The 22,207-nt window shown below is 39.1% G+C and carries 20 protein-coding genes and 4 pseudogenes; 9 read left to right on the top strand and 15 right to left on the bottom strand.

The annotated features are described in order from the left end of the window. Positions 1 to 8: 8 nt before the first annotated feature. The 3 genes from B2746_RS00745 to B2746_RS00735 all read right to left on the bottom strand — a co-directional run bounded on the left by B2746_RS00745 (position 9) and on the right by B2746_RS00735 (position 1,925). Positions 9 to 761 (bottom strand): metallophosphoesterase, encoded by a 753-nt coding sequence (locus B2746_RS00745; RefSeq protein ID WP_290789817.1) that lies wholly within the window; start codon positions 759 to 761, stop codon positions 9 to 11. Between the two features lie 84 nt (positions 762 to 845). Continuing rightward, a complete protein-coding gene (locus tag B2746_RS00740) occupies positions 846 to 1,313 on the bottom strand; it encodes a hypothetical protein (RefSeq protein ID WP_290789814.1) in 468 nt (155 codons plus the stop codon). 264 nt (positions 1,314 to 1,577) lie between these two features. Next, positions 1,578 to 1,925 carry a VOC family protein gene (locus B2746_RS00735; RefSeq protein WP_290789811.1) on the bottom strand — a complete coding sequence of 116 codons (348 nt, stop codon included), beginning with the start codon at positions 1,923 to 1,925 and terminating at the stop codon, positions 1,578 to 1,580. Between the two features lie 176 nt (positions 1,926 to 2,101). On the opposite strand from B2746_RS00735, the pseudogene B2746_RS22870 reads away from it, so the two are divergent. Further along, positions 2,102 to 2,666, top strand: a pseudogene (locus tag B2746_RS22870) (transposase); the annotation flags it as partial. A gap of 284 nt (positions 2,667 to 2,950) precedes the next feature. Here B2746_RS22870 and B2746_RS00725 read toward each other — a convergent pair. From B2746_RS00725 to B2746_RS00705, 5 genes are all read right to left on the bottom strand, one after another. Further along, complete coding sequence (locus B2746_RS00725; RefSeq protein WP_290789805.1) at positions 2,951 to 4,042, bottom strand: ligand-binding sensor domain-containing protein; 1,092 nt, start codon at positions 4,040 to 4,042, stop codon at positions 2,951 to 2,953. Between the two features lie 318 nt (positions 4,043 to 4,360). Further along, entirely contained in the window at positions 4,361 to 5,251 is an 891-nt protein-coding gene (locus B2746_RS00720) for a sugar phosphate isomerase/epimerase family protein (RefSeq protein ID WP_290789802.1), read from the bottom strand. A gap of 81 nt (positions 5,252 to 5,332) precedes the next feature. After that, positions 5,333 to 5,647: a hypothetical protein gene (locus tag B2746_RS00715; protein ID WP_290789799.1), complete on the bottom strand. Its 315-nt coding sequence runs from the start codon at positions 5,645 to 5,647 to the stop codon at positions 5,333 to 5,335. 170 nt (positions 5,648 to 5,817) lie between these two features. After that, positions 5,818 to 6,777, bottom strand: coding sequence for a hypothetical protein (locus B2746_RS00710; protein ID WP_290789796.1), 960 nt, complete (start codon positions 6,775 to 6,777; stop codon positions 5,818 to 5,820). A gap of 159 nt (positions 6,778 to 6,936) precedes the next feature. After that, positions 6,937 to 7,161 carry an immunity protein Imm33 domain-containing protein gene (locus tag B2746_RS00705; RefSeq protein ID WP_290789794.1) on the bottom strand — a complete coding sequence of 75 codons (225 nt, stop codon included), beginning with the start codon at positions 7,159 to 7,161 and terminating at the stop codon, positions 6,937 to 6,939. Positions 7,162 to 7,300: 139 nt separating this feature from the next. Here B2746_RS00705 and B2746_RS00695 point away from each other — a divergent pair. Continuing rightward, positions 7,301 to 8,143: pseudogene (locus B2746_RS00695) on the top strand (IS91 family transposase); the annotation flags it as partial. Positions 8,144 to 8,151: 8 nt separating this feature from the next. Here B2746_RS00695 and B2746_RS00690 read toward each other — a convergent pair. After that, the gene (locus B2746_RS00690) at positions 8,152 to 9,306 is read right to left on the bottom strand and encodes a hypothetical protein (protein ID WP_290789788.1); all 1,155 of its coding nucleotides are present in this window, start codon (positions 9,304 to 9,306) and stop codon (positions 8,152 to 8,154) included. Positions 9,307 to 9,718: 412 nt separating this feature from the next. Here B2746_RS00690 and B2746_RS00685 point away from each other — a divergent pair, with 412 nt between their 5' ends. From B2746_RS00685 to B2746_RS00665, 3 genes and pseudogenes are all read left to right on the top strand, one after another. After that, positions 9,719 to 9,883 (top strand): hypothetical protein, encoded by a 165-nt coding sequence (locus B2746_RS00685; protein ID WP_290789785.1) that lies wholly within the window; start codon positions 9,719 to 9,721, stop codon positions 9,881 to 9,883. A 116-nt stretch (positions 9,884 to 9,999) separates the two neighbouring features. Next, a pseudogene (locus tag B2746_RS22865) lies at positions 10,000 to 10,212 on the top strand (tyrosine-type recombinase/integrase); the annotation flags it as partial. Between the two features lie 175 nt (positions 10,213 to 10,387). After that, a pseudogene (locus B2746_RS00665) lies at positions 10,388 to 11,324 on the top strand (IS91 family transposase); the annotation flags it as partial. Positions 11,325 to 11,611: 287 nt separating this feature from the next. On the opposite strand, the gene B2746_RS00660 reads toward B2746_RS00665, so the two are convergent. From B2746_RS00660 to B2746_RS00640, 5 genes are all read right to left on the bottom strand, one after another. Next, positions 11,612 to 12,277 carry a hypothetical protein gene (locus B2746_RS00660; protein ID WP_290789779.1) on the bottom strand — a complete coding sequence of 222 codons (666 nt, stop codon included), beginning with the start codon at positions 12,275 to 12,277 and terminating at the stop codon, positions 11,612 to 11,614. A gap of 38 nt (positions 12,278 to 12,315) precedes the next feature. Continuing rightward, on the bottom strand, positions 12,316 to 12,975 hold the full coding sequence (locus tag B2746_RS00655; RefSeq protein WP_290789776.1) for a hypothetical protein: 660 nt from the start codon (positions 12,973 to 12,975) through the stop codon (positions 12,316 to 12,318). Positions 12,976 to 13,212: 237 nt separating this feature from the next. Beyond that, the gene (locus B2746_RS00650) at positions 13,213 to 13,947 is read right to left on the bottom strand and encodes an HNH endonuclease (RefSeq protein WP_290789773.1); all 735 of its coding nucleotides are present in this window, start codon (positions 13,945 to 13,947) and stop codon (positions 13,213 to 13,215) included. After that, positions 13,948 to 15,111 (bottom strand): AAA family ATPase, encoded by a 1,164-nt coding sequence (locus B2746_RS00645; protein WP_290789770.1) that lies wholly within the window; start codon positions 15,109 to 15,111, stop codon positions 13,948 to 13,950. 220 nt (positions 15,112 to 15,331) lie between these two features. After that, positions 15,332 to 15,874 (bottom strand): hypothetical protein, encoded by a 543-nt coding sequence (locus tag B2746_RS00640; protein ID WP_290789767.1) that lies wholly within the window; start codon positions 15,872 to 15,874, stop codon positions 15,332 to 15,334. Between the two features lie 691 nt (positions 15,875 to 16,565). On the opposite strand from B2746_RS00640, the gene B2746_RS00635 reads away from it, so the two are divergent. Genes B2746_RS00635 through B2746_RS00625 form a run of 3 tightly spaced genes read left to right on the top strand, consistent with a single transcriptional unit; the run spans position 16,566 to position 20,622 of the window. Next, positions 16,566 to 18,017: an alpha-L-fucosidase gene (locus B2746_RS00635; protein WP_290789764.1), complete on the top strand. Its 1,452-nt coding sequence runs from the start codon at positions 16,566 to 16,568 to the stop codon at positions 18,015 to 18,017. Positions 18,018 to 18,068: 51 nt separating this feature from the next. Then, positions 18,069 to 19,370 (top strand): AAA family ATPase, encoded by a 1,302-nt coding sequence (locus tag B2746_RS00630; protein ID WP_290789761.1) that lies wholly within the window; start codon positions 18,069 to 18,071, stop codon positions 19,368 to 19,370. 1 nt (position 19,371) lies between these two features. Then, positions 19,372 to 20,622, top strand: a complete 1,251-nt coding sequence (locus tag B2746_RS00625) for a tetratricopeptide repeat protein (protein ID WP_290789758.1) — start codon at positions 19,372 to 19,374, stop codon at positions 20,620 to 20,622. A 1-nt stretch (position 20,623) separates the two neighbouring features. Here the strand turns inward: B2746_RS00625 and B2746_RS00620 are convergent, their stop codons facing one another. Continuing rightward, positions 20,624 to 21,394 (bottom strand): copper resistance protein NlpE N-terminal domain-containing protein, encoded by a 771-nt coding sequence (locus B2746_RS00620; protein WP_290789755.1) that lies wholly within the window; start codon positions 21,392 to 21,394, stop codon positions 20,624 to 20,626. A 131-nt stretch (positions 21,395 to 21,525) separates the two neighbouring features. Here B2746_RS00620 and B2746_RS00615 point away from each other — a divergent pair, with 131 nt between their 5' ends. After that, positions 21,526 to 22,119 carry a porin family protein gene (locus B2746_RS00615; RefSeq protein ID WP_290789752.1) on the top strand — a complete coding sequence of 198 codons (594 nt, stop codon included), beginning with the start codon at positions 21,526 to 21,528 and terminating at the stop codon, positions 22,117 to 22,119. Positions 22,120 to 22,207 lie beyond the last annotated feature (88 nt).

The raw sequence follows: 22,207 nt of genomic DNA, 5'->3' as shown, positions 1-22,207 counted from the left end.
TAATATTGTTATGCGAAAATATCCATGACAAGATTAGCATTGTACCCATTATATGGTTCATGGATATAGCCATGAGGATTACAGATAATTCTTGTTTGTCCAATGTAATAGTCAAATGGCTCATGGACATGGCCGTGTATCCAAATATCTGGATTTGTTTCTAATATAAAATCTCCCAAATCTGACGCATATCCGGCTGAAACAAGTTCGTTTTTAAACTGCATAGGAATCGATTTTGGACTTGGTGCATGATGAGTTATCACGACATTTGTTTTGGCTTCCGACTCCTTAAGACTTTTCCTTAACCAATTCAATGATCGATAGTGAATCCGATGAACATCAATCGACCTAAGTTTTGAATAACCTGGATCAATTCTAATTAGCCTGAAGTCATTCATAATTTGTTGGCAAGCGTATCCGGCAATCTTTGGATCACCAAATAATTCAAAATCAGTCCACAAAGTTGTTCCATGAAAATTTATACCTTCTAATGTGATGGACTTGTTCTCAAGAATATGGATATTTGAACCAGCCGACTTTTCAAGTAATTTGTTTAGAAGTTTTGGATAACTTGTTTTATAGTATTCGTGATTGCCCAAAACATATAATACCGGTATATTTTTTATTTTATCTTTTAACCAGTCATATCCTTTTTCTCCTATATGAACATCACCCGCCAGTATTAGCAGATCAATATTTTTAAATTCAAAATTTGAACTACCAAATTCCAAATGTAAATCGCTAAGTATTTGTACTTTCATTGTTATTGATACCAGTTTCCTGTCAAGTGTCTGTCATTTTCACCAGGCATTTCATTATCTGTAACAGTATTATCTCAGTAGTTCTTAATAGTATTTTAGAATTTTATTTTTTTCTAAAGTTTGATACTCTTCATGGTTAAATGGTGCATACTTCTGTGAACTGAATTCTGTATTGTCGGAGTTTGCGATCTTCTTAATTATTGAATATTTTGGAATGATATTAAATTGTTTGTCGAATATAATTCTTGTATTGCCGATTCTCTTTTCTGCCTCTTTTGTAGTGAATATTATATATGGTGCAGCATCGTAATATACTGGGGTTGTATTATCCAATGATTCAGATTTGTCCAGAATTTCATAGCTTTTTTCATCAAAATTAGTGCTGTCTGGAATCCTATTTCTTTTAGCTTCTGTAGCAGCCCATGTATATTCAATTGCCTGAAGTACCATAATGTCTTGAGGAGTTAGTGTTCTAACTAGCAAGTAAATCGTATCAATGCTCTTAATTTCAGGATTTTCTGAAACAATCTTCTCCTTTATTTTATTTACCATTGGTTGAAAATTCTTTTTGTTTGATCGACAACCGAATAGCAGGAGTATAATTAATAATAGATGAAATTTATTTTTCATTATTCAATAAATGCTGTTGTTTTCATTCCAATGATAGAGAATTATTTTATTTCTATAAAAATAAACAGAACCTTTCTTGCTTGTCTATTATGACAAATTCATTTGTAAAAAATTTGAATATAATATTTATATCGTTTATGAATGCTGATAAATTTGTAAATTGATATTCTAATTAATCCCAAATATTTATTTTTTGTATAGTTCAACTTTCCTTCCATCTGGGTCAGTAACAATAGTCATAAAGCCAAAGTCAGTTTGAGTAGGTTCTAAGGAAAATGCAACACCTAATTCTTTTAATTTCTGGATTGTTAGTTCAAAGTTGTCAATACCAAAACCCAAACGGATATTTTTATCTGGCTCTGTCTGGCTTTTTGTTAGAGGATAAATTTCCAGTACAGTTTGTCCAATTGTCGCTGAATAATGCATTGGCGAGTTGCCATGTTTGTGATATTCGAAAGTTAGCCCGAGTAAACTATAAAATTCTGCAAGTCGGTCTGTTTTGTCTGTCCGTATAACTAATAATCTAATATCCATTCTAAAAAATTCAGTTTATAGATTCAGTGTGTCTGTTGCGCTTTCTACCCTTGTTGCCAAAGCTTGTGCTAATGTAGCTGGTTTTCATGATTTATTCAAGCACCTGAATAGTCGCATGAAGACATCCGGGAGTAGTAAAAGCACCCTTAACAATTATGCCCGATACATTGCACAGATGGTCTCTACCGGATACGATAAATCAATTGGCATTGTATCAACTGGCGGCTGTATATGGCTTATTATTTTCTAACGCCTGGAGCACCATTCAATCCTTTGTTTCGGATCCAAAACATCTGAGTGCTCAAACCGGTATGATAAGCATTCTGCATACCTGGTGGCAAACACCCACGCTGCATCAGCTGTATCCGGTAAAAGCCATGAGTTCGGTATTCCGGGCAAGGTAGGTGGCTGGTTTTCGAAGAATGTTACCGGAGCAGGCACCGGATTTTTTCAACCAGCCTTTTGTTACCCCCTGGGTAGTGCATGCCAAACGTTCTTTCAGTGGTCCTGACCAGGTGATTGAATACCTGGGACGATAGACACATAAGATTGCCATTAGCAATCATCGCATCATAGGTGTTAATGATCAGACTGTTCAATTTACCTGCAAGGATTACCGACAGGTGGGTATTAAAAAGAAATGGTTTATCTGCAATAGAATTTATCCGGCGTTTTGCGCTGCACATCCTTCCTAAAGGTTTTGTGCTGATTCGGCATTATTTCCAATCCCTTAACACGATTGACTATAGGATTGTCGGATTAATATTCAACAATAACCGGATATGAGGTGTTTTCAACATTTTCGAGGTATTCTGGAATGTCCCCATTTTCTTTTCCTCAACCTGTAATAGTTCTTCCGTCTGGAAGTTTGAAAACATTTTTAGAAGTATTTTACTTTTGTTCGTCATTGTCACAGTTGATTTCTTGCACTGGCGGTCGGTTGATGTCAGCACTGCCGCCAAAGAATGGCAGATAACGTATATGAAAACTGAATAAACCTGTTCGTACAGCCGTGAATCCCCTTATTATCTTTCTGGTATATACTTTTCAAAAATTGCTCCATTTTGTTTGTAAACTCCGTCATTATCAGTTCCAAGCCAAATTGTTCCATTATTGTCCTGGTAGATCGAGACCAGCAAGACATTTTCTGCACCTTTTTTTACTTCAAGGTTGGTGAGCTTTTTTCCGTCATATTTCCAAACGCCGCCACCATATGTAGTCATCCATAAATTACCAGCTTCATCTGCTATTCCAGCGTTGAAATAAAGTATTTTATCTTTTGTGATTTCTATAGGTAAGTCAACTGCTTTTAGCTTTTCATATCCATTTGGCAAGGCTGGGTTAATTTTATATTTACTATAAAAATTACTTAACCAAAAATAACCGTTCTTATCTTGAATCATTGAGCGAACACCAGGAACTCGTCCGTCTGGAAGAGTTGAAAGTTCCTTTTCTCCAAACCATATGAATGAATTGCCATCGTACCGAAAAGAACCAGCGGTAGCAGTACCAAACCAAATATTACCATCTTTGTCTTTGTTGACTCCGAAAACTGCATAAGGGGTATTGTTGAGTCCTTTAAAGGGAACTCCTCCTGGTTCTATTCCAAAGGCTGTTTTTAAGTCTTTTCGTGGTAATTTTAATTCAAAAAGAGAATCTCCGTCATAGCGGTATACATCGTTTGCATTGTAACCAAACCACAAGTCAGCAGGATTCAATTTCCATTGGTTAAAAGACGATTTTGTTACCTTTAATGTAGTGAATTGCTTTCCGTCAAATTTACTTATTCCTTCAGGTGTTTCAATGTATATGTTTCCGGTTCTATCTTCTTGAATACCGCGTATAGTATTGTTTACCAATCTGTCTATTGTTGTAAATAGTTTCAATCCGGTTTCGGCTAAATAATAGATACCGTTTCCATTACTGCCAAACCAATAGTTCCCTTTCGAATCTTGAAATATTTTCCAAATTTGAGTATCAAGTTCAGTAACCACTTTTCCAATTGCTAAATTATCTGTTCCAGTTTGTATTTGTTCAGATTTCTCTTGCCCATTACAATAAAGGAAATTACCTGATACAATAATTAGTAAGAATATCTTTATTGAGTTATTTGTCATTTCTACTTTTTAGAGTACAAATATTTAAGTTGCCGTAAGATTAGCTAATAGGTGGTGTTTTTACATGTTTCATATTCATTCAAATTGATACATCGAATCTAGGTTGATATTTTCCGGATTGGGTGATTTGGATGGTAATTAAAAATGTAAATTTTGTAAATAAACAGTAAATCGGATCTGGGAACTGAATGACCCTGTTCGTAGAGCCGGGAATCTTCGGACTTCTCTAACTATTGTTGATCGGTCTCTTTTTTTGGGATAAAAAATTTGAGAAGAATGGTAAATATCGATTTAATAATTTGTCTGCCACCCGTTTTATTAAACTAAATTTTGTTTCATATACTTAGCACTTCTCTCAATACAATCAAATGCATTAGGTACATAATTATTGCCCTGTTCAACCATAATGTGTTTTACGCCAGCAAGTTTATAGTCAGCTACATAAGGTGTAAAATTTATACTGCCCGTTCCGAGAACTGTATGAAGTTCTCTATCAGTTTTATCCATGTCTTTGAAATGTACCAATGGAAATCTTTTTGGGTATTTCTCAAAATAATGATGTGCTGGCAACTTTGAAGTATGTGAAAACCAATATAAATCTATTTCCATTTTCACTAAATCGCTGTCGGTATTATTTAGAATAATATCATAGCCAATTTCTCCATGCTGTTCTTCAAATTCAAACCCATGATTGTGGTATGCCAATTGCAAACTGGCTTTTTTTATTTGTTCACCAATCATGTTGAGTTTTTCTGCCAGGAGTTTAAATTTCTCAATAGTTCTAGATTCGGGGTTCAACCAAGGCCATACAATATAATCCTGCTTCAATGTTAAAGCTCCTTTGATACATTCGTCTACATAGCGTTTCAAATCATCGTCGTTTTTGTCTGGAAGTATAAAGTTGTTTAAGTTATAATGCCCACTTATGGTTTTCAGTCCATTATCATCTAAAACCTGTTTTACGTTTTTGGGTTCGAAATTCCAATAACCTGTACTATTTCCCCAGTTAAAACCAAATGTTTCTACTTCCTTATAACCTATGGAAGCTACTTTTTTCAATGTTCCCACTAAATCGGTATTCATTTCTTTATTTAGGGTATAAAGTTGTAAGCCCAATTTATAGTTTCTTTTTGAAAAGAATTCTGGGGTCAAAATCGTCCCCATGCTTAATACCGTACTTTTTTTAATAAATTCTCGTCTTGATGTCATTTTCTTGATTTCAAAATTTATAGAGCTCTAAACATTTTGTCGGCAAATATTCTGTACTGTTTTTGGTGGTGCTTACCCGGTTTAGTTCCACCACGTTACTGGTTCTTTTGAACTACCCTTTGGAAAAAGCGTACTATCCAATTCTAAATGTGGTATTTCGATTTGATTTATTTTATCATCTTCTTCATATTTGTTTACGGACATTTCTACTTGTTTCCTAATGTTTATATATGCCTCACAAGGGTTATTCCAGATAACAAACACCAATTCTCGTTTCAGATAATTGGTATCAATAGGGCACGACATAAACGGCTTTCTGTTTAAGATAAAATTTAGTATTTTTTCACTTCGTTTGTTCTTATATATGGCAATTGAATGAATAAAACTTGTCGCCATATAAGTATTCTGATTTTCACATGTTTTTCTATAAAAAATTCGTGGGAAGAACTTTTCGTAAATATCCAAATATGTTTCGTTAGCAGGTAGCGTTCATTTAGTTAGCGTTAACTTGTATTTATTATAATACTATTTGTTCATGAATAGTTTCATTCGTGGATTTTTAAAGTTTATTTATAGAGCTGTTGCATTATCCAGTTTAAACATTGTTCTGAGTCCATAATACTCCAGGAATGTGGATGTTTCAACCCGTTTAAACGTCTTCCTTTATTTTCTGTCACAACCAGTTTGGCATTTTTATTACCCTGAATCTGTAAAAAATTAATCATGGCAGCTATGTCAACGCAATTTAAATCGTAGTAATCTCTTTGCCTGTTCTGCATTTGCCAAATGATATCCGGCTCTGTATATAAAAGTATAGGGGTTGTTTTCAGATACTTTGCATTTCCTCCATCTTGCTCACCGTATGAGAAGATGGAGTATTTTATATAATTTTCTTTGAATTCATAAGGCGACCCTCCAAATTCTTTAGTGTACATATCAATTATCCATTTACTTTCCATTACAGCCGCCTCTGATACATTTCTTTCAATGTCATTTTCACAATGTTTCCATAAATGAGCATAGTCTAGAGGAGGATCAACACCAAATACAGCTTTCGGTTTTATGAATGTACTGTCAGTATATTTATTCGCCTTTTCGGTATATGTCAATGCCACCATCCCACCACCTGAAAATCCGCCAAGAACAAATTTGTCTTTAGGTACCTTGTATTTATTTACTAGTTGCTTGAATATTGTGTCAAGAAACTGGTGTTCAGGTATATGTTTATTTGTTCCCCAATTAATGGAAGGAAATATCACTAAAAAGTTCTTTTGTACTGCAAACCTGTGAAGATTAATTTGTTTTTTAACATCTTCAATTCGCTCTCCTGAACCAGGTAAAATAACGATAACGCCAATTGGTTTATTCTCTGGAACAATTTTCTCATAGAAAAGTGTTGTGCTGTCTTTGTCAAAGTTTGCATATAAATCATAGGGATCTTCATTTGCTACAACAACTCTCTCCACTTTCTGTCCTAGACAGGTAAAGCTGAGTGTCAAAATTATAGCAGTAAATATCTTTCTCATTGTTAAAAAGTGAATTTGGTTCAACCTAACTTAAATGGTTAATTTCATTCTCAATGTCTAACGACCAATTTTTTTGTTTCCATTTGTCCAAAACCCTGATTGCCATAATTCTGTTTCGTGTTACTGGACTTCTAAGTGTTATCAAGTTCTCTAACAATCTTATTGCATATCCAAGACTAGCGTATTGTATATATAGTCTTGATCTTCTGTCCCGGAATAAAATTGCCAACCACTATCAAAATCATAAGTCGGTTTTTCTCGAACCATATAATCAATTAATTCACCATTTACGGTAATCTTATCAGTGGCAATACATTCACCCATTGGTTCAATTAGCTGAATAATTTGTTCCGCTGAAAGTTTATATGGTTTAATTTTTGCCAATTTTAAGGATGATTTTATATTGCACCCAATACGATGTTGCACTAAACTTTCGGAAGCCTTTCGTTCTCTGCGTCCTTCCACACTGGTTGCACAAGCATGTGCTAATGTAGCTGGTTTTTCTGATTTATTTAAGCGTCTTAAACGTCAAGCCTGGATGGCGGCGAGGCAGGATGAACTATTGCCTGTTCCGTACTACCATTTCATGTTTACATTTCCGGAAACCTTATTATTTTCTACCGCCTGGAGCACCGTTCAATCCTTTGCATCGGATCCAAAACACCTTGGTGCTCAAACCGGCATGATTGGCATCCTGCATACTTGTGGGTAAACACTCACACTTCATGCGCACTTGCATCGTGTAATTCCGGCTGGTGGCATTACTTCCACCGTCCAATGGCAAAGCACCCGCTGCAAGGGCAAGTTTCTCTATCAGGTAAAAGCAGTAAGAGCGGTATTCCGGGCCAGGTATGCAGCTGGTTTGCGGAAAGTATTTCCGGAGCAGCCACCGGAATTTTTCAACCAGCTGTTTGCTACCCCCTTTGTAGTGTATGCCAAACGACCTTTCAGTGGTCCTGACCAGGTGATTGAATACCTGGGACGATATACACATAAGATTGCGATTAGCAATCATCGCATCACAGGAGTTGATGAGCAGACTGTTCAGTTTACTTAGAAAGATTACCGACATGCGGGTGTAAAAAAAGAAATCAGTTTATCTGCGGTAGAATTTATTCGTCGCTTTGCGCTGCAGATCCTGCCTAAAGGTTTTGTGCGAATCCGGCATTATGGGATGTTGAGTAATGCGATAAAGCAAACAACACTTACAACCATTCGGGAACAATTAACACCAGAGCAGAACCGCGTTCAAAAAGAGGAGCCTGCTTCAGAACTTTTCGCACCCATTGAAGCGATCTGTCCCTGTTGCAAAAAGGGCCGGATGCAATTGATGATGGATTTTGATCATCGGGGGGCCGCCTATTGAATTGGCAGTTACTTCTTAATGTTAAGATAAATATTTTTGTAGTTTAATTTAAAATTATCCCAATCATTTTTATTCTCGAAATTAGTTTCAACAAAAAGGTTTATTGCATTTACCACAATTGCATTTGCTAATTCTGGTCTTATGAGTCCAAATCTATTTCGTCTGAATTTTTGTTCTATACTATCCTTTAACATTGAAATATCCAAGAAATCCAAGTGATACATATTTGGAACCTTAATTCTAAATGAATTGTGAGCAAGGGAAGAATTATTGATGTAACTATTATCCCTTCTTTTTTCGCTTCTATCATCCAGCCATGCATCTACTGTAGTATCAGAAACACCCGGAGGCTGGGAAGTAATATATAAGATGGACTGAAGAGGCCTTATGTTCGTAAATTCTTCATTTACATCTCCATCAAGGTTTATTATTGCTTTGATATTCTTGTTTGTATTAGCAGCCAGCAACGCCGACGCACCAGAAATTGAATGACCGCCTGCAATTACTTTTTCAGTGTCTATTTTAGAGAACAGAATACTATTATTTTCCTGAGCTAATTTTAGTAACTCATTTGTTGCAAAACTCAGATATTCAGCATTTCTAGTGTAGTCCACTTCTGTTTTATTTACAATATTATATTGACCTTCAGGAAAGTAAACTGTTTTTGAAATAGGAGTAGCTGATATGCATGCGACTATAATTCCTTGCCTAACCAATGGGAGTAGTATATTATAATAATCTGTTGACAACCAGCCTAGTCCTGGCCCAAAAATCAGAATTGGAAATTTCTTATTGATAGATTTTCCATTTACAGCACCATCATATATACCTTTGGAAGCCTTGTTTGCTATTTGCGATCCTACTTTAGTAGAGGTGGCATCAAAATGTTTTACCTGCCAATCTTTTATAGGTAATATTTCTCTTTTGACTGTACTATCAGTAAGAACAGGCATATGTATAAACACGGATAATTGTATTTTTAATTTATCCTCTTTTAGCGTTACCCATTGTCGCTCGACTTCATATAAATTTTTTTTGTAAAAAATGTTTAAGGGCACAACCTGATTGTCAAATATTTTGTTGTTTGTGTTTTGGCAGGAAGATAAAACAGCGAACATTAGCAGGAAAGAAGATGTCGCAAAATATATCAATGCACGGTTCATAAATTAAAAGATATTAATAGTAATAGGCAGTCGTTTAATTGCAACCAAGGTTCGGGGCTTGGCGTTCGGTGGGGAAATTATTAATGTCCCGCCTGAACCATTGCCCATAAATTTATTAATGTTGAATTTCGATACTTAATTTGAATTTTATTCAGCAGCCTGATTAAATGTTGATTTATAGTAAAAGCTGATTATTTGTTCGCCGCGCTCCACTGACGCCAAGCCCTTTGTTGTACTAAACCTTCGGTAGCCTTTCGTGCTCAAATTTGGGGAACGGTTTGTAGCTTTTGATTTCACCAAAAATCAAAATTATGTCTACTGCAAACCGTTCTCTGCGTCCTTCCACACTGGTTGCACAAGCCGTGCAAAAGTAGCTGGTTTTCATGATTTATTCAAGTGCCTTAAGCTTCGTATGAAAACATCCGGCAGAAGTGAAAGCACCCTTAACAATTATGCCCGACACGTTGCACAGATGGCCTTGCATTTCAACATGCTGCCAACCGAACTTGATGAAGATCAGATTGAAGTTTATCTGTATCTACTGCAACAGCAACACAATACGCCCTCTGAATCCTAGTTCAAACACACTGTTTTCGGCCTTCGCTTTGTTTTCCGGCTGGAAGGGCTGGATCACAAACGTATTGCTCTTCCCGCTATTCAACGGGAAGATAAACTTCCGGTGGTACTTAGCAGATAATACCCCTGATTCTTATCGCTTTACTGTACGACTGTGGTCTTCGCTGCATGGAAGTTCGCAGCCTGCAACTTGTTGACATTGATCTGAACCGCCGTATGTTGCATATCCGGCAAAGCAAGGGCAAAAAAGATCGCTATGTTCCCATTGGGGCTGTTTTAACTGCTGGTCTTCAAAAATACATCGATGACGAACGTCCCGTAAAGTGGCTCTTCAATGGCAAAGGCGATCCTGCTATTGAAGTAAGTTTCGGCTCATACACTTCGCCATACTTATGCCACGCATTTATTGGAAGCAGGCATCGATATTATGACCATTCAAAAACTGCTGGGTCATGAGAGCATCGATACCACCATGATTTATTTACATGTTGCACAACCTGTCTTAGCGCTCGGTGGGCATATTGATCAATGCGACAGCTGTGGACATCTGCGTATTAGTTATAACAGTTGCCGCAATCGCCATTGTCCCAAGTGCCAGGGGCAGCAACGGGAAGCCTGGATGGCGGCCCGGCAGGAAGAACTATTGCCTGTTCCGTACTACCATGTGGTGTTTACTTTGCCGGAAGCCATCAATCAATTGGCATTGTATAAACCGGCATGATCAGCATCCTGCATACCTGGGGGCAAACACTTACGCTGCATCCGCACTTGCATTGTATCTTTCCGGGTGGTGGCATTACTTCCACCGGCCATTGGAAAAGCACCCGCTGCAAAGGCAAGTTTCTGTATCCGGTAAAAGCCCTGAGTGCCGTATTCCGGGCAAGGTACGTGGCTGGTTTGCGAAAAGTATTTCCGGAGCAGGCACCGGAATTTTTCAACCAGCTTTTTGCTACCCCCTGGGTAGTATATGCAAAACGTCCTTTCGGTTGTCCTGACCAGGTGATTGAATACCTGGGACGCTATACCCATAAGATTGCAATCAGCAATCATCGCATTACAGGAGTTGATGAGCAGACTGTTCAGTTTACTTACAAAGATTACCGACATGCGGGTGTAAAAAAAGAAATCAGTTTATCTGCAGTAGAATTTATTCGTCGCTTTGCGCTGCACATCCTGCCTAAAGGTTTTGTGCGGATCCGGCATTATGGGATGTTGAGTAATGCGGTAAAGCAAGCAACACTTACAACGATCCGGGAACAATTAACACCAGAGCAGAACCGCGTTCAAAAAGAGGAGCCTGCTTCAGAACTATCCGTACCCCTTGATTCGATCTGTCCCTGTTGCAAAAAAGGCCGCATGCAACTTGTGATGGATTTTGATCATCGGGGGCCACCTATTGAATTAATGAGTAAGTAACATCTATTGCAAAGTCGACTCTTTGAAAACAATTTGCCCAACCGGCCAGGGAAACCTATATCCATTACCAAAGAAAAACACGTAAAATTGTCAGTAAATAAATCCAGACCCTGGAAAATTAGCTCTCCTAAGAAAGAAAGCAGATCAATGTTACAGCAACAGATCAGTCACATCCTCCCGCTTCATTTATTACACCAATAACTTCTACTATTCAATCCCCATAAGTAATTGCCCGGCTATCGAAGCTTCCGTGCAACATTGGCTTCATCGTTGGTGCTTCGCACCCGACGAAGCTTTGTTGTTAGCGGTAGTTTTATTGTATTCTTGTAATAAAATCGAACACACCTTGATACATTAATTTCACTTGTTCTATTGTATAATCATTATATTTTCCATGAGCAGCCCTATTTCTAAGGTCCAACCAAGCGGTTACACTTTTTTGTTCTAATACTCCATATACACCTGCCTTTGCTAAGTCTACATTCAATTGGTCAGCCTTTTTGTTAACTGTGTCAGAACCTTTAATTATAAATGTGTCTACTGAATGATTGTTACAAAGTTGTCTTAAATTTTCTTCCAATACAGAGCCAATCATTACTGCGGCAGGGTCTTTATAGCTTTCGTCAAGAAAATATTTGCTCATTTCCAGAAAGTCGGAAAACACTTCAGCGGTTACAAGTTTTTTAAATGTTGTTAACCAGCCTTGTTCTACTTCATGACGTAATGATTGCAGGATATTAATGCCAGCTTCGATATTGTAAACATAACTGTTGTTAACTTGTCTATCAAATTCTTTAAAGTAAGTATGGCTTTCTCCAAAAATAGAAGATATTACTGACATGGAAGAAGACCGAAAACCAGCATACTGCCCTGTTTCAACATAGTCAGAACCCATGTCGGAATATTTTTTATGTGCCAGAGCTGTTGTTCCCTTAGAGATAACAAAATCTATTCTTATTAATAAATCTTTTATTTGCATTCGATATCAGTTAAAAATTACCTGAGATTTTGAGATGGTCAGTTTTCATCATCCAGTAAGTATGATAACAAATCTTTGGCAATTTTACTAGATTGCATATGCCATTGATTAACTCCATCAATTACAACATCTGCACTTCCATACCCTAAAAGGTGAAAATCCTGCAAACCTTTTATTAATAAATCTAAATATTGTTTGTCTCCATTAGCATATTTGCCAACAAGTATTTGTTCAAGTTGATTTTTATATAAATAGTCCGCTGACTTTTCATTATCATAAACGTCTCTTAGAATTAAGAGCTGTGTCTCTGTTAACTGGTCTATTATGTTTAAGAAAATATATTTCTTATCCAAAGGAATCTGCTTGGTCGCTGAAGCTTTTAAGTAAGCTTTCAGAATCGGTTTCTTATGTTCTTCAACATTGCTAGAATAAATTCTTGATGTTTTTTGAAAAATTGATAGAAACTGTTCATCATTAAATATCTCTTCTTTCGTCTTTCCACCTATTTCAACGAGTTCATTTAGAGTTTTCTCAACATAGTCAAACCACTCATTGAGCTTTTTTTGCTGTTGAGGTACTACTGCAATGTCAAGTAGTTCACCTAAAAGTCCCCCCACAAAAGGTACTGCACCTAAAGCTCCCTTTGTCAATTTGATTACGTAGTCTTTAGTGGTTGGTTTTAATTCTGGATTGTCCATAGTTGAGTGTTGTAATAAATTACCGCCAACGTTCAAGTATTGGCTAAGGCAGGGGCATTACTAACGACCAGCCCGGCTCGGTCGATATATTTAATTAAAAAGTTCATGATTATATTCAAATGTGCAATTGAAAACGTGGCAAGTTTGAGCTGATGATCATCATTGATCCACCGATGAAGTTCCCTCGTCCCACCCTGCTTTAGCCAATATTTATGTTAGCTGCAGTAATTTGGCAAATTATAAAATCAATAAGCCTGAATTATAATGAAGTTCATCAAGATCACTGTTCCAAATCCCATGAACTATCATTCTCCTTTTAATTTCTAGATAAGTGTCACTTGAATGAAGAATAGTGGAGCAAGTCGCGGAATAAATACTTTTCTTTTGACATTCAAGCAAAATGTCTTCCATAATATTTATCAATTTATTCTTCCTCTGTATTGTTTTATTTTCTTCAAATAGCTCAAGTCTTTCTTGTGCTTTTTCGATAGTTTTTTCAAGTTGTTCGCCAACTTCAAACCGTTTCTTTACTGCTCTTTCTGTATTATTCAGGTCTACTACATCAATAGTTGTTTTACCTTTTAGGTCTTTGTGCTTAAATCTGAACAATCTAAGAGTTAGATGTGTAGATGGTGTATCAGCAAAGGGATTTATAATCGGTTCAGTTATTACATTATGCGTACTCTTAGAGCCATTACACCTTTTACAAGAAGGTAACAAGTTGTCCCATTCCATAACCTTATTGGGATTATTCGCTTTATCTTCAAAATGTTCGACCTCCATGTATTTTGATTCTTCTTTCAAATCACACTCACAATATGCACATTTTCCATTGCTTAAATCAAGTAAGCTATCTTTCAACCAATCGATATTCCAAACATTTGTTCCATTTGTAATAAATTCTGCGGTCTGAGCAGCAACAAATACAGGAGTGAGTTTAATCGGGGTTGTATTTCGTTCAATTTTTATCATCTATCTTAATCCAGCTAATTGAAATTTTAAAAGTTTCCTTAAAGTGTTTTCAGAGTGAAGTAACTTATCTAATTGGCTGTATATTTCTTCTGCTGTCCCTATGTTTTCTTCTTCGATAGCTTTATCGAATTGAGATATTAATTTTTCAAAAATCTCTGTTCGTAAATTTTTCATCCCCATAACATCTATTAATACTTCTTCGATAGTCCAACCCTGAAATCCAAATTCTGTACTAGGTAATTCTCTTTGAATAACATTGTTGTTATCAAATCCTAATGCAATAATCTGTTTTGGCTTCGCCGTCTGAATTACATGTGGGCTATGTGTGGATGCAAAGAACTGTGCCTTAGGGAAAACCTCTAATAGAATATCGACAATTTTTTCCTGCCATTCAGGATGAAGGTGAAGCTCTATTTCGTCAATTAAAATAATCCCTTGGAAATCTTCTGCGTTTATTTTGGGGTCTTTAAATCGAAATTCTATTTCCTTGATAATCCCAAATAAAATGGAAATAATGGACTTGAATCCTGACGATAAATATTCATAATAAATTTCACCACTTGGTGTATTAATCATTATCTCATTAGATGAGGCATTTACTTTGCTAAACGCAAAAGCTTCATTAAGCAATGAAAAGCATTTTTTAGCAAGTTCAAAGTTCTTAAGTTGTTCAGCTGTCAATGCCCCAGAATGCGGTGAATATAAATACCGATTTACGAACCAATTTTTTATGTCTGTGAGGTTAATACCATTTATTGCATCGTTCCAAAGAATATGGTTTTCTTTATTGCTATCTTTTGAAACGGCTTGCAATGATTGATATTGAAATGTACGGGTAGTTTTTAACGAGATTAGCCCACTTGCACGTAAATGGAAACCTGTAACTCTGGTTGTAGATTCAGGAATAAATGTGTCAAATTGAATTTGTTTGTTTTCGATAGCTCCATTTATGTCAATTTCGGCGGAGATGCTGCTTATTTCTGAAGCGACATTTCTTTTAAGAATATTAGTATTTCCGTTGGAAAAAATATGTGCAATTGATTCTAAAATTGTCGTTTTCCCAATTCCATTTGGTCCACAGAGGAGGTTCATCCTTTCATTGAACGACAGATCAAGGAACTTTATTCCGCCAACACCCTCTATTTTAAGTTTGTTTATTTTCATTTTTTGATTGTCATGATATTTTTGCAGCTAACGGCGGCAGCTTGGCGATGTTGGGGTATTAATCCGCCCGCCAATTACTACCGCTGCTTATTGTTATTCTGTTGAAATTAAATTACCAAAGTTGCATTTTATTCATCCGCTTAAGCTGATGCTTGGTTATATCATACCGCTGATTGTTTATTCGTCCGCCCCACTAGCGTCAAGAATCTATGGCTGCAGTTTACTTTCTTATTTTTAGTCCTATCCGGCCTACCAATTCTGAAACCATTAATCGCTCTTCCACTTTATAACTATCTTTCTCGCCAGGTTTGATTGTGTCCAAAATGTCTTGGTGACTATTTGGAATATGATACCTCCCTTTCCAAAGACTATGCTCTTGAAGCTTTACAAGTAATTCCTTTTCTTTTTCGGTTAGTGCTAGTCCAGCATTTCCTGCAATTCCAATAGTATCATGTCCATTTTTGACTCTCCAGACACAATTCAATAAGTATTTAAAATCACCTCGCTCTGACAATTCATTAGAAAGAGCGTATTTGAAAATAGAATATCCCTTTATTGAATTTTCAGTAGCATAGCCTAATAACATATAATTAGTTTCAAGCAAGGATCGAATATTACTGCTCCATTTAAATAAATCAGCCTCGAGCTCTTTATCATCTTGTATAATTCTAAGCTTTTCAATTAGTGCGGATGCGCTATATAATAACCTCTCGGCATTTTGTTGCCAATACTCGGGCGAGAATATTTCTTGTTCGGGTTTCATAATTGCAGCCAACGCTTTTCTGTACGCAATTAGCTAGTATCGTTAATAAATTGTTTACCCTCTTTTAGATTGAATTCTTAGCGTTGCGTCATATTGTAGTTGCGCCAATCTGTTTTTCCAGGTTTAAATGATCAGGCAATTTGATGTTGCGTTTGATCGAATTGCTACAACAAGCATGAATAATTTCCCCTCACCTGCCCCCATTGCTTCGCCCCTTGAGTCCCATCCAATTTGGCTCAAGGGTTTAGGATTAACAATATAACTATTTTGAAAAATTTGCAAGAACGGGAAACCGTATTTATTGACAAATACGGGAAAAATACCCTCCATTGTTGGGAATCGGCATTAATTGTTGAGAATCAACCCCTTCAAGTCATGATAAGTTGAATTGCCACCATGAGTACACCATAAGGCCGCCAAGAGGCCGCCATGAGTACGCCATCAGCACACAAAAGCACTTAGTCGACCGAATAGTCAGAGCGAAGCCAGAGCGAACACTGAGCGAACCAAGAGCGAAGAAACACTTAAGAAAATACGAACAAACAGCGAACAAACAGCGAACAAACACTTAATAAACAGTATAGAAACAAAACAGCATCTGCCGCCCCCTGGTTAATTATTTACCAGTTTTCTCCTTTTTCCATTACCTGCTTTCCACCCTTTTGTGTTAGTTTCAACCAAACGATTCAACATGCCCCGTCTCCTGCTTTTTGCCTTCGCCCTGCTTTGCTCCCTTTGCTCCCAGGCACAACAATATGAAGCCAATTGGGAATCCCTCAACAAACGCGGTATCCCCGCCTGGTTCAACCAGGAAAAATTTGGCATCTTCATCCACTGGGGCGTTTTCGCCGTGCCGGCCTACGCTCCAATCGTTCCTAACAGCGGCGACAGCTACGCAGAGTGGTACTGGTATCGCATCCATAACAAACAACCCAATTTCTACGATTTTCATGTAAAGAATTTTGGCTCCTCCTTCGCCTACCAGCAGTTTGAACCCCTGTTTAAAGCAGAAATGTTCAACCCCGATCAATGGGCCGATCTCTTCAAAAATGCCGGCGCCCGCTATGTTGTCCTCACCTCCAAACACCACGAAGGTTATACCCTCTGGCCAAGCGCAGAAGCCGATAAAGCCTGGGGCCGCCCCTGGAACGCCGTTTCGGGTACCCCCCAACGTGATCTGCTCGGTGATCTTACCAACGCCGTTCGAAATAAAGGCCTCAAAATGGGCTACTATTATTCCCTCTACGAATGGTACAACCCCATCTGGCTGCACGACAAAAAGAAATACGTAGACGAACATATGTTCCCCCAATTCAAAGACCTGGTTACCAAATACAAGCCCTCGGTAATCTTTTCTGACGGCGAATGGGATATCACCGACACCGCCTGGAAAAGCCCGGAATTAATGGCCTGGTTATTCAATGAATCGCCCGTTGCCAAAGAGGTCGTTATCAACGATCGCTGGGGTAAGCACAACCGCGAAAAAAATACCGGCGCCACCTATACCACGTCCGAATACGGCAGTGGCATGGATGCCAGCGTGGTTTGGGAAGAAAACCAGGGCATCGGACATTCCTATGGATACAATCGCAACGAAAACCTGAACGATTATAAATCCAGCGATGAACTGATCCTCATGCTGATCGATATCGTTTCAAGAGGAGGGAACCTACTGCTGAACGTGGGTCCAACAGCGGATGGAAGAATCCCCGTAATCCAACAACAACGATTGCTCGATATGGGGGCCTGGTTAAAACAAAACGGTGAAGCCATCTACGGTACCACGGCACTGAAATCGCCCTACCAATGGACCCAGGGAAAAATGCCCGAGAAAAAAGGAGCCTCCTATATGGCCGGTTACAGCATCGCCAAAATGACGGAACCCAGAAAAGACCAGGCCTATGTGGAAGCCTTCTTCACCCAAAAAGGAAAGGATCTCTATATCATCCTGCCCGCCTATGTGAAACAATTCACCCTTCGCGATAAAACCATTGCCTCCGGCGCCAGCGCCAGCTGTGTTGCCAACGGCAGCGCGGTACCCATGAAAAAATCCGGCAAAAACATCGTATTTGATCTGAGCAAATTCCGCCCCGATCAACTGCCTGCCAAACATATCGTACTCAAAATCAAAAATGCGGGTTGATTGTGATTCTCGGGTTTCGGACTTATCTTGGTGCGTTGAATACGAACCCGTATGGATGATCAAATGATAACAAGCCTGCGTCAGGCTTTGGAAATTTCGCCCGATAATGTGCCCCTTAAACTGCACCTGGCCCAGGTTTTACACCAGGCTAACCGGCTCGAAGAAGCAGAAAAGGAATACACCGAATTATTGCGGCTTACCAACGACGATAAACCCAAAATTGGACTGGCCCGGGTGTTTTTTGCACAGGGCGCTTATTCCAAGTGTAATGTTATTCTCGAACAATTGCTGGATAATTCCAGCGACCTCGATCTTTTACTGCTGCACAGCAGGGCCCTGCTAAGAGAGAAAAGAATTGCCGATGCCATTGAAGTGTATGAACAGGTGTTGGAAATCCAGCCCCATTTTCAGGATGAGGAACTGGATAAAGCCCTGCGGGTGGCGGGAACTATACTTGCGGATGACGAGGCCGATTTTGCCGGACATTCCATTCAGCGTCCCCTGGTTACCTTCCAGGATGTAGGCGGAATGGATGCCGTAAAAAAAGAAATCGAACTGAAAATTATCAAACCTCTCCTGCATCCGGATCTCTATAAAGCATACGGCAAAAAAATAGGAGGGGGGATTTTGTTATACGGTCCGCCTGGCTGTGGTAAAACCTTTATTGCCCGGGCAACAGCCGGACAGGTAAATGCCCAGTTTATCAGTGTGGGGCTAAATGATATCCTCGATATGTGGATCGGGAACAGTGAAAAAAATCTGCACCAGATTTTTGAAATTGCCCGACAGAATACGCCCTGTGTCTTGTTCATTGATGAGATAGATGCCCTGGGTGCCAGTCGCTCTGATATGAAACAATCCGCCGGCCGTCACCTCATCAACCAGTTTTTACTGGAACTGGATGGAGTGGATTACAACAATGAAGGCATTCTGATAATCGGAGCAACCAATACACCCTGGCACCTGGATACGGCTTTTCGTCGCCCGGGCCGCTTTGATCGGATCATCTTTATTCCGCCTCCTGATGAATCCGCCCGCGCTTCCATCCTTCGTTTAAAGCTCGCCAATAAGCCGGTGGCTTCCATCGATTATGAAGCCATCGCTAAGAAACTGGAACATTATTCCGGAGCCGATATTGAAGCAGTGATTGATCTGGCCATTGAAGAAAAACTGGATGCCGCCTTTACCAGCGGAATTCCGGAGCCCCTTAGCACAAAAGATTTACTTCAGGCTGCCAAAAAACACAAGGCAAGCACACAGGAATGGTTTTCCAAAGCCAAAAATTTTGCCTTATTCGCCAATGAAGGCGGACTCTATGATGATATCCTTTCTTACATGAAAATCAAAAAATAATATGTTGGATATATCCCTTCAGCGCGTGGAAGTTTTATTACAACAGGAACGATATGCAGAGGCAGAAGAAATTCTGCAGGGACTGTTTAGAAATGACCCTACAGATGCCCTGGTACTTTCGCTTTTAGGTGAAGTGAAATTGCAATCCGGCGATTATGCCGCTGCTCATCATTATGCTGATCAGAGTATGGGAATTGAACCCAATAATCCCCGCTTGCATTACCTGAAAGCAAGAGTGAATTATCAGGAACATAAATTGAAAGAAGCCATCACCTATATTGATGAAGCCATTCAACTGGATCCGGAAGACGCTGATTTTTATGCGATGAAAGCCGCTATTCTGTTGCAGCAAAAAAACTTTCAGGCAGCATTGGATGCAGCCGACGAAGCATTGGATCTGGATGCGGAAAATCTGCTGGCACTGAATATGCGTACCACTGCCTTACAAAAGCTCGATCGAAAAGAAGATGCATTTCTTACCATCGAAGGCGCTTTAAAAGAAGATCCCAATAACTCCTACACACATTCGAATTATGGATGGAATCTATTGGAAGCAGGTGACCACAAAAAAGCTCAGGAACATTTTAAACTCGCCTTGCAGAACGATCCGAATAATGAATATGCACAACAGGGAATGGTGCAGGCTATCAAAGCCGGCAATCCCCTCTACCGGATCTTTTTGAAATACAGTTTTTTCATGACCAACCTGACGGGTCGTTACCAATGGGGGGTGATCATTGGCTTTTATGTGGGGGTACGCCTCTTACGCGGACTCGCAGAAAGCAATGAAGCCCTCCGGCCTTTTCTGATTCCGCTGATTATTTTACTTACCATCGTAGCATTTTCTACCTGGATTATAACACCCGTGAGCAACCTTCTCTTTCGTCTGCATCCCTATGGTAAATACATGCTGGATAAACAGGAAATTAAATCAGCCAACCTGGTCGGATTAAGTCTGGCTGTAAGTGCAATTGGTTTTATTACCTATCTGATAGCAGGCAGCGCAGGCTGGCTGGTACTCGGATTTTTAGGGTTCACCTTAACGGTTCCATTGGGTACCATGTATGCCAGTTCCAAAAACAAGCAGGTGCTTTTATGGTATCCCGCAGGCATGGCAATTGTTGGTGCCCTTGCCGTTATGGAAACCTTTCGTACCGAAGAATTGTTTAATGGCTATAGCACGGCCTATTTAATTGGATTATTTGCCTACCAGTGGATCGCCAATGCATTGGTGATTCGGGAAAATAATTGAGTTACTTTAAATAGACCGCTTCGAAACGGGCCAGGGGAGCCATTCTTGCCTTATTTAGAACGAGTTTATCACCGTCCAGGTTATAATTGTCGGCCATTTCCAGCACCTTGGTAAAGCGGGATTCCAGGTCCATATCCGGACAGGCCATCAGTGTGCCGGCCATCTTACTGAACCGGATGCGATTGCCCTCCAGAATTTCATAGCTTCCCATGAAGCTGTTGCATCCCCCATTTCCATTGATTCGTTTGCCTGCAGCCCGTAGAATCATATGCGGTTCTTTCCGCATGTTTTCGGTGGTGGTTACCGGCTGGCCATTCAGTTCAACTAGCTTCCAGTATTTTTCTGTTAATCCGCTTTGATCCTTTTGGAGGATATACTTATCAGCGAGATTGCCGCTTATGCGATTGCCCTCCAGATCCAACTGAAAAAGCTGGTTTTCGCCCACTTTGTATTTGCCGGGATCCTCTCCCGATAACTGGATGATGGAACCACTGGCATCCCAGCTAAAGGTTCCGGAACTCGTTTTGAGTTCGTTGGATTTTCCCGCGTACATCCGGGTAAGGGTATAGGTTTTGTCCAGCATTAGTTGAAGCGTGGTTTCTATGCCTTCACAATCTGCGCAGGGCAGGGTGCCGGTATAAACGCCATTCCAGTCCACTGATGTCATACTGTTATCTCCGGTTGGAGTCACCGTACTTGCAGCCGGCGTTTTACAGGAACTGTTCATACTTATAAAGCAGCCGGCTAAGAGGATGGCAGTAAGTAGTCGCATAGTAAATCTTTTTAGAAAGTTAGATATAATTAAAGTTTAATTCGTGGAAGCGTTTAACCTGCGCCAATATATTTAAATTCTTATAACCTATTTTTGTATTATAATCAATGATTAACATTAAATCTAAAACTATGCTTAAAAAAATCATCCTGGCTTCTTTGGCCAGTACCTGTATGGCAGCGGTTGGTTCTGCCCAAATCGCGATTAAACCTGCAATTGGGGTAAATGCGACCGATTTTTCCAAGGACCCGAGTAGCGGGGAATTCAAAGGCAGAATTGGTTACCAGATTGGTGGTACGGTTGCGATTGGTAAAAAAGTATATTTTGAACCAGGTATATTTTATGTGAAGAAAACAACGGAATATGTAAATGAAAACACTACCGGACTGGAAGATCAGGATTTTAATATCAGCGGAATTCGGGTGCCCCTGACTGTTGGGTTTAATTTATTGGGCAATCAATCTTCGGTGGTTGGCTTACGTGGATTTGGAGGTGTATCTGCGTTTTTTCTTGCTGATATTAAGGACCTGGATAAAGATGATTTCAATACTGCCAGTTGGGGAACTTATCTGGGATTGGGGGTTGATTTTACCATCGTTTTTGTAGAAGCTTCCTATGAATGGTCGCTTACGAATTTGCAAAAGGATATAGAAGATGTTGATATTGGTAAATCCCGTTCGCTTTTTGTACATGCAGGAGTACGCATTCCGATTGGTGGTAAATAAGAACCGGCATTGATTCAAAATAGGCAATCGAACAATGGTTTGATTGCCTATTTTAGTTGGCTGCTATCCCGCCAGTTTAAAAAATGTT

The sequence above is a fragment of the Flavihumibacter sp. UBA7668 genome (assembly GCF_002483205.1).
In the GTDB taxonomy this organism is placed as follows: domain Bacteria; phylum Bacteroidota; class Bacteroidia; order Chitinophagales; family Chitinophagaceae; genus Flavihumibacter.
This window is presented reverse-complemented; position numbering and strand designations above follow the sequence as displayed.

Excerpts from the sequence above, each read along its gene's own strand:
- B2746_RS00745 (WP_290789817.1), bottom strand. The coding sequence starts at position 761 with ATGAAAGTACAAATACTTAGCGATTTACATTTGGAATTTGGTAGTTCA.
- B2746_RS00740 (WP_290789814.1), bottom strand. The coding sequence starts at position 1,313 with ATGGTAAATAAAATAAAGGAGAAGATTGTTTCAGAAAATCCTGAAATT.
- B2746_RS00735 (WP_290789811.1), bottom strand. The coding sequence starts at position 1,925 with ATGGATATTAGATTATTAGTTATACGGACAGACAAAACAGACCGACTT.
- B2746_RS00725 (WP_290789805.1), bottom strand. The coding sequence starts at position 4,042 with ATGACAAATAACTCAATAAAGATATTCTTACTAATTATTGTATCAGGT.
- B2746_RS00720 (WP_290789802.1), bottom strand. The coding sequence starts at position 5,251 with ATGACATCAAGACGAGAATTTATTAAAAAAAGTACGGTATTAAGCATG.
- B2746_RS00715 (WP_290789799.1), bottom strand. The coding sequence starts at position 5,647 with ATGGCGACAAGTTTTATTCATTCAATTGCCATATATAAGAACAAACGA.
- B2746_RS00710 (WP_290789796.1), bottom strand. The coding sequence starts at position 6,777 with ATGAGAAAGATATTTACTGCTATAATTTTGACACTCAGCTTTACCTGT.
- B2746_RS00690 (WP_290789788.1), bottom strand. The coding sequence starts at position 9,306 with ATGAACCGTGCATTGATATATTTTGCGACATCTTCTTTCCTGCTAATG.
- B2746_RS00685 (WP_290789785.1), top strand. The coding sequence starts at position 9,719 with ATGAAAACATCCGGCAGAAGTGAAAGCACCCTTAACAATTATGCCCGA.
- B2746_RS00660 (WP_290789779.1), bottom strand. The coding sequence starts at position 12,277 with ATGCAAATAAAAGATTTATTAATAAGAATAGATTTTGTTATCTCTAAG.
- B2746_RS00655 (WP_290789776.1), bottom strand. The coding sequence starts at position 12,975 with ATGGACAATCCAGAATTAAAACCAACCACTAAAGACTACGTAATCAAA.
- B2746_RS00650 (WP_290789773.1), bottom strand. The coding sequence starts at position 13,947 with ATGATAAAAATTGAACGAAATACAACCCCGATTAAACTCACTCCTGTA.
- B2746_RS00645 (WP_290789770.1), bottom strand. The coding sequence starts at position 15,111 with ATGAAAATAAACAAACTTAAAATAGAGGGTGTTGGCGGAATAAAGTTC.
- B2746_RS00640 (WP_290789767.1), bottom strand. The coding sequence starts at position 15,874 with ATGAAACCCGAACAAGAAATATTCTCGCCCGAGTATTGGCAACAAAAT.
- B2746_RS00635 (WP_290789764.1), top strand. The coding sequence starts at position 16,566 with ATGCCCCGTCTCCTGCTTTTTGCCTTCGCCCTGCTTTGCTCCCTTTGC.
- B2746_RS00630 (WP_290789761.1), top strand. The coding sequence starts at position 18,069 with ATGGATGATCAAATGATAACAAGCCTGCGTCAGGCTTTGGAAATTTCG.
- B2746_RS00625 (WP_290789758.1), top strand. The coding sequence starts at position 19,372 with ATGTTGGATATATCCCTTCAGCGCGTGGAAGTTTTATTACAACAGGAA.
- B2746_RS00620 (WP_290789755.1), bottom strand. The coding sequence starts at position 21,394 with ATGCGACTACTTACTGCCATCCTCTTAGCCGGCTGCTTTATAAGTATG.
- B2746_RS00615 (WP_290789752.1), top strand. The coding sequence starts at position 21,526 with ATGCTTAAAAAAATCATCCTGGCTTCTTTGGCCAGTACCTGTATGGCA.